Raw genomic sequence first — 13,490 nt, 5'->3', positions numbered from 1 at the left:
CACACCATGAGCCCTTCACAGGACCGGGCACCCGGGTGTGTGACAGGCTTGCAACAGAGCTTTTCCCATACTTAATGCATCACCAAACAACTAAGGAGCATTTCCGTGACTGAGCGTATTGTTCTGGCCTACTCCGGTGGCCTGGATACTTCCGTAGCCATCGGCTGGATCGGTGAAGCCACCGGCGCCGAGGTCATCGCCGTGGCGGTCGACGTCGGACAGGGCGGAGAATCGCTGGAGACCATCCGCCAGCGCGCGCTGGGCTGCGGCGCCGTCGAGGCCTACGTCGCCGACGCCAGCGACGAGTTCGCCAACGAGTACTGCGTGCCCACGCTGAAGGCCAACGCCCTCTACCAGGGCCACTACCCGCTGGTCTCCGCCATCTCCCGCCCGGTGATCGTCAAGCACCTGGTCAAGGCCGCCCGCGAATTCGGCGCCACCACCGTCGCCCACGGCTGCACCGGCAAGGGCAACGACCAGGTCCGCTTCGAAGTCGGCATCCAGACCCTGGGCCCGGACCTGAAGTGCATCGCCCCGGTCCGTGATCTCGCCCTGACCCGCGACAAGGCCATCGCCTTCGCCGAGGAAAAGGGACTGCCGATCGAGACCACCAAAAAGAACCCGTACTCGATCGACCAGAACGTCTGGGGCCGCGCCGTCGAAACCGGCTACCTCGAGGACATCTGGAACGCCCCCACCAAGGACATCTACGACTACACCGCCACCCCGGAATTCCCGCCGGCACCGGATGAGGTCACCATCTCCTTCGAAGCCGGCGTGCCGGTCGCGATCGACGGCGTCAAGGTCACCCCGCTGCAGGCCATCAAGGAACTCAACCGCCGCGCCGGTGCCCAGGGCGTGGGCCGGATCGACGTCGTCGAGGACCGCCTCGTGGGCATCAAGTCCCGCGAGATCTACGAGGCACCGGGCGCCATGGCGCTCATCACCGCGCACAAGCACCTCGAAGACATCACGATCGAGCGCGAGCAGGCCCGCTTCAAGGCGACCGTCGGCCAGCGCTGGGCCGAGCTGGTCTACGACGGCCAGTGGTTCTCGCCGCTCAAGCGCTCCCTCGACGCCTTCATCGAGGACACCCAGAAATACGTCTCCGGCGACATCCGCATGGTGCTGCACGGCGGCCAGGCGATCGTCAACGGACGCCGCTCCGAGACCTCGCTCTACGACTTCGACCTTGCCACGTACGACACCGGCGACACGTTCGACCAGTCGATGGCGCGCGGCTTCATCGAGCTGTGGGGCATGTCCGCCAAGGTTGCCTCCGGCCGCGACATCCGCGTCGCAGGAGAGTAGCCCCTGTGGCTGAGCAAAAGTCTGAGGCTACAAATACGGGAGCGCTGTGGGGCGGCCGGTTCGCCGGCGGCCCGGCGGACGCCCTCGCCGCGCTGAGCAAGTCCACGCACTTCGACTGGCGGCTGGCCCGCTACGACATCGCCGGGTCCAAGGCGCACGCCCGCGTGCTGCACAAGGCCGGGCTGCTGGACGACGCCGAACTGGACGGCATGCTGGCCGCCCTGACACAGCTGGATGAGGACGTCGCCTCCGGCGCCTACCTGCCGGCCGAGTCCGATGAGGACGTGCACGGTTCGCTCGAGCGTGGCCTGATCGAGCGCGCCGGTACCCAGCTTGGCGGCAAGCTCCGCGCCGGCCGGTCCCGCAACGACCAGGTGGCCACCCTGGGACGGATGTTCCTGCGCGACCACGCCCGGATCATCGCCCGCGGCGTGCTCGCCACGATTGACGCTCTCGTGGACCAGGCCAAGGCGCACAAGGGCGTGGCCATGCCCGGCCGCACCCACCTGCAGCACGCCCAGCCGGTACTGCTCAGCCACCACCTGCTGGCCCACGCATGGGCGCTGCTGCGCGATGTGCAGCGGCTGGCCGACTGGGATAAGCGCGCCGGGGTTTCGCCCTACGGCTCCGGTGCCCTGGCGGGCTCCTCGCTCGGCCTGGACCCCGAGGCCGTCGCCGCGGACCTGGGCTTCTTCTCGGCGACGCACAACTCGATCGACGGCACCGCCTCCCGCGACGTCTTCGCCGAGTTCGCCTGGATCACGGCCATGATCGGCGTGGACCTGTCCCGGGTCTCGGAGGAAGTGATCCTGTGGGCCACGAAGGAATTCTCCTTCGTCACCCTGCACGATTCCTACTCCACAGGCTCCTCGATCATGCCGCAGAAGAAGAACCCGGACGTGGCCGAACTCGCTCGCGGCAAGGCCGGCCGGTTGATCGGCAACCTGACCGGGCTGCTGGCCACCCTGAAGGGCCTGCCGCTCGCGTACAACCGCGACCTGCAGGAGGACAAGGAACCGGTCTTCGACGCCGCCGACACCCTGGAAGTCCTGCTCCCGGCAGTCTCCGGGATGATCGCGACGCTGAAGTTCAACACCGAGCGGATGGAAGCGCTGGCTCCCCAGGGTTTCGCCCTGGCGACGGACATCGCCGAATGGCTGGTCCGCCAGGGTGTGCCGTTCCGCGAGGCACACGAGCTCTCCGGCGCCGCGGTCAAACAGGCCGAAAGCCGCGGCGTCGAGCTCTGGGACCTCACGGACGAGGAATACGCCGCCATCTCGGAACACCTGACGCCGGAGGTCCGCACGGTCCTGTCCACCGAGGGTTCGCTCAACAGCCGGAACTCGCAGGGCGGCACCGCACCGGCCGCCGTCGAACGCCAGCTGCTGGCCCTCGAGGGCGAGCTCGCCGGTGCGCGCGAGTACGCGGGCTAGTTAGCACACGCGAGAGGGGCCACGCGGGCAGGGTTCCCTGGCCGAGCTTGCGAGGCTAGGGTGCCGGTGGAGAGTTCCGGCAGCGTCTCGGCCGACGCTCCTGCATTGCCTGCAGGAGCGTCGGCGGATTTCTTGCCAAAAGTGAGGGAGCGTTGTGCGTTTGCCGCCGAAAACTCCCCGCTAGCATTGCGACATGAGCGAATCGTTCCGCCAACTGCTGCGTGCCCTGCCCGACTTCCCGGAAGTGCTCCCGGACTTCGACCCTGCGGCGGCGCCCGCGGACCCCGCGGAGCTGTTCCGGCTGTGGCTGGACGAGGCCCTGGCGGCCGGGGTGCCCCAGCCCAACGCGTGCAGCCTGGCCACCGCCGATGAGCACGGCCGGCCGTCGTCGCGGATGCTGATCCTGAAGGACATCGACGCCGACGGCTGGCACTTCGCAACCTCCAAGGAATCCCGCAAGGGCAAGGAACTCACGGCCAACCCGCATGCGGCGCTGAACTTCTTCTGGCAACAGCAGGGCCGCCAGGTCCGCGTGGCCGGGGACGTCGTGGAGCTGTCCGCGGAAGCCTCGGCCGCCGACTGGCGGGCCCGGCCCGGCGCCGACGGCAGCGAAAATGCAAACAATGAAAACACAGACTGGCAGCTCTACGCCCTCCGGCCGCGCGAAATCGAATTCTGGCAGGCCCGGCACGACCGCCGGCACATCCGGCACCGCTACGCGCCCCGCTGACCGGGCATCGCTCAGTTAATCCGACTTAATCGGGTGGCTCGGTTTAGGATGGGCGCCATGACCTCAATCACACCAGAGAACCTTCGGGCAGAACTGCACCGCGCCGCCGGAGTCGTGGCCGGAATCGCCGCCAAACTGACGGAACAGGACATCAAAGCGCCGTCGGAACTGCCCGGCTGGAGCCGCGGCCACGTGCTGGCCCACATCTGCGGGATTGCCAACGCGATGGCCCGGCAGCTCGAATATGCCGCCCGCGGCGAGGGCGTCGAACTCTATGACGGCGGCTTCGAGGGGCGCAACCGCGCCATCGAGATGGCGGCCGGCCACAGCCTCGCGCAGCACCGGGCCGACCTCGACGCGGCGTTGGACCGGGCCTTGCGCGCCTTCGACTCCCTCGACGCGGCCGGCTGGCGTGAGCCCATCACCTACCGCGGGGGAGTCGTGTTCGACGGCGGCCTGGCACTGTGGCGCGAACTCGTCATCCATGCCGCCGACCTCGGCACCGGCCACGGACCGGAAACCTGGAGCCGCCCGTTCTGCGGGCACCTTTTCGATTTCCTCTCCGCGCGGGTACCCGAGGGCCAGCGCTTCGTGCTGCAGCCGCTTGGCCTGCCCGCGGTGGCCATCGGGAGCGGCGGAACCTCAACCGTGATCAACGGCATGCTCACGGACATCGCCGCGTGGCTCGCCGGCCGCAACCCCACCCTCGGCAGCCTGCGCGCCACCGCCGCGGCCGACGGCGTCGACCTTCCGAAGCTGCTGCCCTGGCCTGCCGGCGTTCCGGTCAACAACTGAGCCCGCCCGGGCCACGCAGGCCGTCCCTCGCACACGGTGCGCCCGTCCACAACTGAGCACGCCCGGGCCCGGCAGGCTATGGAATAGGGCCTAGGCCCGTGCCGTCGCGAGGGCTGCTTCGCGCTCCCGGTCCAACAGGCTGCCCTTGACGGCCAGCCCCCAGCGGAAGCCGCCCAGGGTCCCGTCGGTGCGGATGACGCGGTGGCAGGGAACAAACAGTGCCGCCGCGTTGAAGGCACAGGCACTGGCCGCCGCCCGGACGGCCTTGGCGTTGCCGGACAGCTCCGCGTACTCCGTGTAGGTCACCGGGCGCCCCGGCGCGACCGTGCGCAGCACGTCCCAGGCATGACTGCGGAACGGACCGGACTTCTGCAGCACCGGCACCCCCATGGCCGGCTCCGGATCGCCGGCATAGAACGCCTCCACGGCTTCGGAGATCCCGCCGAGCCCGGTGACGGTCTCGAATTCGGCCGGAAGCAGGTCAGCGTGGATCTGGCCGGTCAGCTCGCCGGGAACGGCGGTCCAGCCCGACGACAAGACAGCCCCGTCCCGGGCAATGATGGTGAACGGACCGTCCGGGGTGGACATGGTCAACAGCTGGGCTTTCATGGTTTCGCTTCCTTCGGAGTCTGCTTGTGGTTCTGCGTTGGAGCCTGCCTCGGCGGCAGGGACGGCTTGCGCGCCGCGGCCTGGGCAGCCGCTGCTGCGCGCCACAGGTGCATGGTGGCGTAGGAGCGCCAGGGGCTGACCTCCCGGAAATCCGGGGTAAGGGTGGCGCCGTCGGGGGTCTCGGCGAGTGAACGGATGCCGTTGCGGACCGCGGCGTCGTTGGCCAGGAACACATCCGGCGCGCCGATGACCCGCATCGCGACGTATCCCACGGTCCACGGCCCGACGCCGGCCAGGGGCAGGAGTTTGGCCTCCAGCCCCTGCACGTCATCGCCGTAGCCGAAGTCGAGGTCGCCCGAGGCCATCGCCGACGCGGCGCCCCGGACAGCATCGATCCGCCGCTGCGGGCCTCGGAGCAGTTCGAAGCCGGTCCCGGCGATCTGCTCGGCCGTCGGGAACAGCCGGTGGAGGCCGTCGTCGGGCACCAGGCTCGCGCTCCCGACCGCGGAAAGCTGGACCAGGGCGGTCCGCGCGGCGGCCACGGTGATCTGTTGGCCGATCATCGCCCGGATCAGCAGCTCCTGCGGATCAACGGCGCCGGGCATCCGCATGCCCGGCGTGCGCGCCACCGCGGCGGCCAGCCGGGAGTCGGCCTCGAGGGCGGCATCGATGGCGACCGGATCGGCGTCCAGGTCCAGCAGCCGGCGGACCCTGCTCAGCAGGGCGGCCAGATCCCGGAGGTCGACGGCGCCGATGGTCAGCACGAGCGGACGCCCGGGCGCGCCGGCGTCGTAATCCACCCGGAAGCGGGCATCGCCGTGCGTCAGCCGCAGGGTCCGGGCGTAGGAAGTGGAGGTACCTTCCTCGATCCCGGGGATGGCGCGGACTGCCAAAAAATCAAAGACGCCCGGGTCGAACGGTTCGCGGTACGGAAGGTTGAGTGTGAGCGCTGTGGTCGCCGCGGGGGAGCGGTGATGCCTGGCTGTGGCCCGGAGCGCGGAAGGCGTCATCGCAAAGACCTCGCCGATGGTCTCGTTGAACTGGCGCACGCTGCTGAATCCGGCGGCGAAGGCGATGTCCGAGACTTTCATGGCGGTGGAGACCAGCAGGGTGCGGGCGGTCTGGGCGCGGCTCGCCCGTGCCAGGGACAGCGGGCCGGCGCCGAGTTCGTGGCTGAGGATCCGATTGAGCTGGCGCGAGGAGTATCCGAGCCGGGCCGCGAGCCCCTCGACGCCGTCGCGGTTGATCACGCCGTCATTGATGAGCCGCATGGCCCGGCCGGCGATATCGGAGCGCACGTTCCAGGCCGGCGTACCCGGCACGGCCTCGGGCAGGCAGCGTTTGCACGCACGGTAGCCGGCGTCGTGCGCCGCGGCGGACGTTTCATAGAACGTGACATTGTCCGCCTTGGGCGTCCGCGCGGGGCACGAGGGCCGGCAATAGATGCCGGTGGTCCGGACAGCTGTGTAGAACTGCCCGTCGAATCGGGTGTCCCGGGCATCGATTGCCCGGTAGCGCTGCCAGAAGTCCATCACCCCATCCTGCCAGCTTCGCGGAGCAGCTGCTAGCGGAATTCGGACACGGCCGTCCTCTCCTTCGGCGATGTTTGTTAAAGTCTGAGCATGACTTCCAGCCCGCTTCCTGCCGAGTCCGGCACGGCCGAGACCGTCCGCGAGCTGCTCTCGGCCGATGCCCGGCACGTGGCGCCGCTGATCCTCGGCGCGGTGCTGACGCACGACGGGCCCGGCGGATCCGTCTCGGTTCGCATTACCGAAGTGGAGGCATACCTGGGCCCGCATGATTCGCACCACCCTGACCCCGGGTCCCACACCTTTCGCGGCCAAACGGCCCGCAACGCCCCGATGTTCGGCCCGGCCGGCCACCTCTACGTGTATTTCACGTACGGGATGCACCATTGCGCCAATATCGTGTGCGGGCCCGAGGGCGTGGCATCGGCGCTCCTGCTGCGGGCCGGCGAAGTGGTCGCGGGACATGAGCTGGCGAGGGCCAGACGGCCGACGTCGAAATCGGATGTCGACCTCGCGAGCGGGCCTGCCCGGCTGGCCACCGCGCTGGGACTGACGACGGCGGACAGCGGGCGGGATGCCCTCGCGCCGCCGTTCCGGCTGGAACCGGCCGCGTACCCGCCGGAGGGGGTCGCCGCGGGCATCAGCTCCGGTCCGCGCGTCGGCGTCTCCGGCGACGGCGGCAGCCACGAGTACCCCTGGCGGTTCTGGCTCAGCGGCGACCCGACCGTCTCCCGCTACAAGGCGGCAAAGCCGGCAAAGGCGCCAAGCGCCCGCGGCGCGTGAGGTAGCGGGCACTGTGTGCGCCCCGTTCCCGCGCCCTGATGCCGGCACGTGCGGTGGGGGATGATGGAGCAGTATGGGCGAGGGAAAGCGCGGAAAACCGGGCAGCGAGCTGGAGCGGCTCCAGATCTTCGCGGAGCTGGCCACCGAGTACTTCCGGATGGTGGAACTGTTCACCCCCGACGGCGGGCAGGTCGCGGCGGACTCCGTCGAAGCAGAGCGCCGGCACTGGATTGAGCTCTTCCGCGCGGCCCTGCTGCGCAAATTCATCGTTCCCGAAGAACACGTTTCGCTCAAACTCGTGGTGCGGGCGCTGCGCCTGTGCAACTACTCGGCGGACTCCCGGCTAGCCCAAGGCGCAGCGGAAGCGGCCGGGATGTTCACCAACGGGATGATCCGGAACCGCGAGGCGCTGATGGCCGACATCGCCCTGGCCGACCATGACTTGTTCGAGGACGTCCTCTATGGACGGCTCCTTCACGGTGACGCCGACAGGTTCCGCCGGTCCGGATGGGCCGGGGACTACGCCCGGCTGAGCCGCGTGGCAGCCGGGCGGTTCGACGCCGAACGCGCGCTCCGAAAAGCGCTGGACATCGTCTCCTACGGGCTTGCCAACGAACTCCTGCGCCCGCCGGAGCCGGACTCCGTGCCTCAAGATGCCGTGCCTCCAGATGCCGGGCCTCCCGTTCATCCGGACGCCTTGCCTCCAGCGGCAGGGCATTAGGGGTTCCAGGTGGCTGCGAAGCTGCCCAGCGAGTAGCCGGCGCCGACGGCGAAGGGGGCGAGCCGGCGCCGCAGGTCCTCGCGCACGTGCGGCCACTCCTGCGAGAGGATCGAGAAGACGGCGGTGTCCGCGCGTCCCCCGCCTGGCGCCGCGCGGTGGCCGCGGAGGACCCCCTCGAATTGTGCGCCGAGGCGTTCGATCGCCGTCGCGCTCCGGGTGTTGCGGGCGTCGCAGCGGAAAGCCACCCGGTCCACTTCCAGTACCTCATAGGCGTAGACGAGGAGCATGTGCTTGCTCGCCGGATTGACGTGGCTGCCCCAGAACTGCCGCCCGTAGAATGTTCCGCCGATTTCCAGGCGTTGCTGGTCCGGAACGTAGCCGCGGAGGGACGTCGTGCCCAGCAGGGCCCCTGTGCGCCCGTCCGTCACGGCGAACGGGATGGTGGCGGGATCCTCCAGCCGTGACCGGAACAGCGCCGCCAGCTCGCGGGCAGTCCCCGGCATCGGCGCCGCCATGCCTGCCCACATGCCGGCGTCCACAAAATCGAAGAGGCCTGCCGCATGGTGCGGGGCCAGCGGAACCAGCCGAATCCCATGGCCGGAGAGGACGATTTCGTGTCGCATTCGAGCATTCAATCACCGGCGGGATGGACAGGAGCGGCGAATCCGGCACCGACAGCGTGAACATTCGATGGCCGGCGGGTTGCCGCGGAGCTGGCGGGCCGGGAGGCCGGGGCCCGGGAGGCTTCCCGCTACCAGCCAGTAAGGTGGATGGGTGAATCAAAGCGACCCGAACCAGACGACGACTGCAATGCCGGTGGATGAGCTGATCAAGAGCCTGTGCGCCACCATCCCGGACTATCCCAAACCCGGGGTCAGCTTCAAGGACCTGACCCCGGTGTTCGCCGACGGCGCCGCCTTCGGGGCCGTCGTCGATGCCCTGGTGGGACCTTTCCAGGGCCAGTTCGACGCCGTCGCCGGAGTGGAGGCCCGCGGCTTCCTGCTCGCGGCGGCCGCCGCCTACGCCACCGGGACCGGGGTCATCACGGTCCGCAAGGCCGGCAAGCTTCCGCGCGAGGTGTTCTCCGAGGACTACGCCCTGGAGTACGGCACCGCCACCCTTGAGCTGCACACCACGGACCTGGCGCCGGGGAGCCGGGTGCTGATCCTCGACGACGTGCTCGCCACGGGCGGCACGCTCGGCGCCGCGGCGCGGCTGTTCGAGCGGTGCGGGATCCACGTGGCCGGCATCGGTGTGGTCATGGAACTCGACGATCTTGGCGGCCGCACGGCCCTGACCGGCCACAACGTCCGGTCCCTGTTGCGGATCTAGCGGGCCTGCCGGGCTGGACCATCCGGGACGTGTCGGTAGAATTCCCTGACGAAGACTGCCTTGGCATTGTTCGGCGACATGCAACAGCCGTGCCGCCGAAATGGCTGTAGAATGGTGGGTCTGTCTTTTTCGATAGGGGAACGTTCGATGCACGACGCTGATTTGGCCCATGAACGCGACTATGTGGCCGGACTTTACGCCCGGCTCGATGAGTTGCGGGCGGAGAAGCGCACCCAGCTGGCCCAGGTGCGCCGGGCCGGTGCCGTGGGCACCATGCAGAACGTTTCCGAACGTGATGCCTTCGCCGCCCTCTACGAGGACCGCCTCGCCCAGCTCGACGCCGTCGATGACCGGCTCGTGTTCGGACGCCTGGACCTGGATTCCGGGGAGGCCCAGTACATCGGCCGCATCGGCCTGACCACCGAGGACCTGCAGCGGCTCATGGTGGACTGGCGTGCGCCCGAGGCCGGCCATTTCTACCAGGCCACGGCATTCGACCGGCAGGGCGTCCGCCGCCGCCGCCACCTGATCCTGCAGGGCCGCGAGGTCAAGGCAATCGAGGATGACGTGCTCGACGCCGGCATGCTCGCCGACAACGATTCGCTCCAGGGCGAGGGTGCCCTGCTGGCTGCCCTGAACTCCAAGCGGACGGGCCGGATGTCAGACATCGTCGGCACCATCCAGTCCGAGCAGGACCGGATCATCCGTTCCTCCATCTCCGGCGCCCTCGTGGTCCAGGGTGGCCCGGGCACGGGCAAGACCGCTGTCGCCCTGCACCGCGCCGCGTACCTGCTCTACACGCACCGGGACCGGCTCAAGAGCGCCGGCGTCCTGCTGGTGGGGCCGACGTCGTCCTTCATGAAGTACATCGAACGCGTGCTGCCCTCGCTCGGCGAGACCGGCGTCGTCATGGCGAGCCTGGGCCGGCTGATGCCCGGCATCACCGCCGTGGCCGAGCCGGACTCCGCCGTCGCCGCCATCAAGGGCCGGCTCGACATGGCCGAGGTGGTCGCCAACGCCGTGGCCAACCGGCAGCGCATTCCGGCCGGAAACCGGACCCTTGAGGTGGACGGCCGCAAACTGGTCCTCACACCCAGGCAGGTCCGCCGCGCCAAGGAGAGGGCGCGCGCCACGGGCAAACCGCACAACGAGGCCCGCGTCTCCTTCGTCAAGATCCTGCTCCGCGAATTGACCGAGCAGATGACGGAGCTGGTGGAGGCAGGCAACATCGGCAACAACGCCGACCGCTCGTACCTGGCGGAGGATGTCCGCTCGGCCCGGGATGTCCGGATCGCCCTGAACCTGTGCTGGATGCCGATGACCCCGGAGAAACTCGTGGGGGAGCTGCTCAGCAAGCCGGCCATCCTCGAGGCATGCACCCCGAACCTCAGCCCGGAAGAACGCGCGCTGCTGCTCCGCCCGGCCGATTCGCCCTGGACCGAGTCCGACGTTCCGCTGCTGGACGAGGCTGCCGAATTGCTCGGCGAGCTTGATGCCGCCGCCGGGCGCGGCCTGGCGCAGCAGGAACAAGACCGGGCCCGCGACCTGGCCAACGCCAAGCAGACCCTGGTCAACATGGAAACCGCCGGTGTGGACGTCCTTGTCACGGCCGAAGACCTGGTGGACCAGAACCAGGAGCGTGAGACGCGGCTGACCGCGGCAGAGCGTGCCACCACGGACCGTTCCTGGGCCTTCGGGCACATTGTCGTGGACGAAGCGCAGGAGCTGTCACCCATGCAGTGGCGGCTGCTGGTCCGCCGCTGCCCGCTGAAGTCCTTCACGATCGTGGGCGACATCGCGCAGACCAGTTCTGTTGCCGGCGCCAACTCCTGGCACAGCGCCCTGGGCCCCATGTTCGGCGACCGCTGGCAGCTCGAGGAGCTGACCGTCAACTACCGCACCCCGTCCCAGATCGCCGAGGCCGCAGCCCGCATGGCGACCGCGGCCGGACTGGTGGTTTCGGCGCCCAAGGCCGTGCGGGAAGGGCGCTGGTCCCCGGTCATCGACAAAGTCGGCCAGGGCCAGATCGTCAACAAGCTCGTCGAGGTGCTTCCGGAGGAACTGGACGCCATCGAGGGCGGCCTGCTGGCGGTCATCGCCGACGGCGGCCTTCTCCCCGAGGCCAGCGCGGCACTGCGGGCCGTGTACGGCCACCGGGTCGGGACGGGCGCCGGGAGTTACGCGCAGGACATCGTGGTGATCAGTCCCCGCGAGGCGAAGGGGCTGGAATTCGACGGCGTCGTGGTCCTGGAACCGACCGACATGCTCAACCACGAGCACGGCCGGGTGGGTGACCTGTACGTGGCCATGACCCGGCCCACCCAGCGCCTGCGGCTCATCGCCGCCGCCGGAGTCCCGGCAGGCATCGAGGAGTAGGCCCGGGCCGGCGGGCGTCACCTGCGCAGCGGCCCGGTTGATCCTGCTAACTTAGATTCCGTGTCCCAGCTAAATATTCTCGATGCCCAGCAGAACGATCCCAGCTTTGCCAATATCTGGCAGGAGCTGAAATGGCGCGGCCTTGTCCACGTCTCCACGGATGAGGCGGAGCTCGAAAAGCTCCTCGCCGGCGACCCCGTGACGTATTACTGCGGCTTCGATCCGACCGCGCCGAGCCTGCACCTGGGCAACCTGGTCCAGCTGCTGCTCATGCGCCGGATCCAGTTGGCCGGCCACAAGCCACTCGGACTCGTGGGCGGCTCCACGGGCTTGATCGGTGATCCGCGTCCGACGGCGGAACGCACCCTGAACACCAAGGACACCGTGTCCGAGTGGGTGGGCTACCTTCAGGCCCAGGTCCGTCGGTTCCTGAGCTTCGAGGGCGACAACGCGGCCCGGATGGTCAACAACCTGGACTGGACGGCGCCCCTGAGCGCCATCGACTTCCTGCGCGAGATCGGCAAGCACTACCGTGTCGGCACCATGCTCCGCAAGGACGCCGTTGCCTCCCGCCTCAGTTCCGACGAAGGCATCAGCTACACGGAGTTCAGCTACCAGATCCTGCAGGGCATGGACTACCTTCAGTTGTTCCGCGACTACGGTTGCATGCTGCAGACCGGCGGCTCGGATCAGTGGGGCAACCTCACCAGTGGCACCGAGCTCATCCGCAAGGTTGAGGGCAAGCACGTCCACGCCCTGGGAACGCCGCTCATCACCAACTCTGACGGCACCAAGTTCGGCAAGAGCGAGGGCAACGCGATCTGGCTGGATCCAACCATGTGCAGCCCGTACGCGTTCTACCAGTTCTGGCTCAACACGGCGGACGCCGACGTCGCGGACCGACTCAAAGTGTTCACCTTCTTGAGCCGCGCCGAGATTGAGGAACTGGAGCTCGCGATCGCCGAACGGCCTTTCGCCCGCGAGGGCCAGCGAAAGCTGGCCTACGAGGTGACTTCGCTCGTCCATGGCGTGGACGCCACGGAGAAGGTCATTGCGGCTTCCGCCGCGGTGTTCGGCAACGGCGACCTCTCCGTACTGGACGAAGCGACACTGAAGGCGGCGACCTCCGAGCTGCCCTCCGCCACGGTTGACGCCGGCGCCCTGGGCATCATCGAGCTGCTGGTCGCCTCCGGTCTGTCTGAGAGCAAGTCCGCCGCCCGCCGCACTGTGGGGGAGGGCGGCGCCTACGTCAACAATGCGAAGGTATCTGACCCGGACGCCGTTATTGCGGCCAGCGAGTTGCTGCACGGGCGCTACCTGCTTCTGCGCCGGGGCAAGAAGAACCTGGCAACAGTGGAAGTCGCCGCGCCCTGACCAGCACGGGATCCTGACTGGTAGCGGATCCTGACTGGTACCGAAAACGCACCTGCACGCTCCTTCCCGGCCGATTTGCACGGCCGGGGAGGAGCGTGTATTGTTTTCTGAGTTGCCGCCGTTGAGTGGTGACAAACCCCCACAAATGAGAAGCAATTCTTCATGCGCCAGGCGCACATAATGAAAATTGCTTCAATTCTGCTGGGCGGATTCGCTCCGCAAAGCGAAATTCCGATGAAAATCGCGAATTTGCAAAGTGGAAATGAATGAAATAAGCTGTAAACATCGCAGCGAAGAAAAGCGGAATAAAGAATTCATGGAAATGAATTGTTTCGGCAAGTATTCGAATGTGTCTGTTGTTTGAGAACTCAATAGTGTGCCAAGTTTGTTGATACCAATTTATTGTATTGAATTGGTTGAATTTGCCGGGCCCGCCACCCCGTGGTGTGGTCTGGTGTTATTTGGCTGGTTTCAAATTTTGTGCAGCGTGTGCATCC

General features: G+C 68.0%; 12 protein-coding genes. 9 read left to right on the top strand and 3 right to left on the bottom strand.

Annotated features, from left to right (window positions below):
* The first annotated feature begins 105 nt into the window (after positions 1 to 105).
* From AC1DGD_RS07470 to AC1DGD_RS07455, 4 genes are all read left to right on the top strand, one after another.
* Positions 106 to 1,311 (top strand): argininosuccinate synthase, encoded by a 1,206-nt coding sequence (locus AC1DGD_RS07470; RefSeq protein ID WP_028277269.1) that lies wholly within the window; start codon positions 106 to 108, stop codon positions 1,309 to 1,311.
* Between the two features lie 5 nt (positions 1,312 to 1,316).
* Positions 1,317 to 2,744: an argininosuccinate lyase gene (gene argH, locus AC1DGD_RS07465; RefSeq protein ID WP_476856405.1), complete on the top strand. Its 1,428-nt coding sequence runs from the start codon at positions 1,317 to 1,319 to the stop codon at positions 2,742 to 2,744.
* Positions 2,745 to 2,937: 193 nt separating this feature from the next.
* Positions 2,938 to 3,474, top strand: coding sequence for a pyridoxine/pyridoxamine 5'-phosphate oxidase (locus AC1DGD_RS07460; protein ID WP_476856404.1), 537 nt, complete (start codon positions 2,938 to 2,940; stop codon positions 3,472 to 3,474).
* Positions 3,475 to 3,531: 57 nt separating this feature from the next.
* On the top strand, positions 3,532 to 4,269 hold the full coding sequence (locus tag AC1DGD_RS07455; RefSeq protein ID WP_476856403.1) for a maleylpyruvate isomerase family mycothiol-dependent enzyme: 738 nt from the start codon (positions 3,532 to 3,534) through the stop codon (positions 4,267 to 4,269).
* A 90-nt stretch (positions 4,270 to 4,359) separates the two neighbouring features.
* Here the strand turns inward: AC1DGD_RS07455 and AC1DGD_RS07450 are convergent, their stop codons facing one another.
* Together AC1DGD_RS07450 and AC1DGD_RS07445 are read right to left on the bottom strand one after the other, a co-directional pair.
* A complete protein-coding gene (locus AC1DGD_RS07450) occupies positions 4,360 to 4,878 on the bottom strand; it encodes a methylated-DNA--[protein]-cysteine S-methyltransferase (protein ID WP_230010645.1) in 519 nt (172 codons plus the stop codon).
* On the bottom strand, positions 4,875 to 6,410 hold the full coding sequence (locus tag AC1DGD_RS07445; protein WP_476856402.1) for an AlkA N-terminal domain-containing protein: 1,536 nt from the start codon (positions 6,408 to 6,410) through the stop codon (positions 4,875 to 4,877). The genes AC1DGD_RS07450 and AC1DGD_RS07445 overlap by 4 nt, the downstream gene beginning before the upstream one ends.
* A gap of 90 nt (positions 6,411 to 6,500) precedes the next feature.
* Between AC1DGD_RS07445 and AC1DGD_RS07440 the strand changes: the two genes are divergently transcribed.
* Both AC1DGD_RS07440 and AC1DGD_RS07435 read left to right on the top strand, forming a co-directional pair.
* A complete protein-coding gene (locus tag AC1DGD_RS07440) occupies positions 6,501 to 7,190 on the top strand; it encodes a DNA-3-methyladenine glycosylase (RefSeq protein WP_476856401.1) in 690 nt (229 codons plus the stop codon).
* 73 nt (positions 7,191 to 7,263) lie between these two features.
* Positions 7,264 to 7,911, top strand: coding sequence for a hypothetical protein (locus AC1DGD_RS07435; RefSeq protein ID WP_476856400.1), 648 nt, complete (start codon positions 7,264 to 7,266; stop codon positions 7,909 to 7,911).
* On the opposite strand, the gene AC1DGD_RS07430 is transcribed toward AC1DGD_RS07435, so the two are convergent.
* A complete protein-coding gene (locus AC1DGD_RS07430) occupies positions 7,908 to 8,534 on the bottom strand; it encodes a GNAT family N-acetyltransferase (protein WP_476856399.1) in 627 nt (208 codons plus the stop codon). The two genes, AC1DGD_RS07435 and AC1DGD_RS07430, sit on opposite strands and share 4 nt — an antisense overlap.
* A gap of 187 nt (positions 8,535 to 8,721) precedes the next feature.
* Between AC1DGD_RS07430 and AC1DGD_RS07425 the strand changes: the two genes are divergently transcribed.
* The 3 genes from AC1DGD_RS07425 to tyrS all read left to right on the top strand — a co-directional run bounded on the left by AC1DGD_RS07425 (position 8,722) and on the right by tyrS (position 12,993).
* Complete coding sequence (locus tag AC1DGD_RS07425) at positions 8,722 to 9,243, top strand: adenine phosphoribosyltransferase (RefSeq protein ID WP_243181808.1); 522 nt, start codon at positions 8,722 to 8,724, stop codon at positions 9,241 to 9,243.
* Between the two features lie 147 nt (positions 9,244 to 9,390).
* Positions 9,391 to 11,619, top strand: coding sequence for a HelD family protein (locus tag AC1DGD_RS07420; RefSeq protein WP_476849486.1), 2,229 nt, complete (start codon positions 9,391 to 9,393; stop codon positions 11,617 to 11,619).
* Positions 11,620 to 11,679: 60 nt separating this feature from the next.
* Complete coding sequence (gene tyrS, locus AC1DGD_RS07415) at positions 11,680 to 12,993, top strand: tyrosine--tRNA ligase (protein WP_230007239.1); 1,314 nt, start codon at positions 11,680 to 11,682, stop codon at positions 12,991 to 12,993.
* The last annotated feature ends 497 nt before the right edge of the window (positions 12,994 to 13,490 follow it).

This window comes from Arthrobacter sp. 05T45 (genome assembly GCF_056395875.1).
This window is presented reverse-complemented; position numbering and strand designations above follow the sequence as displayed.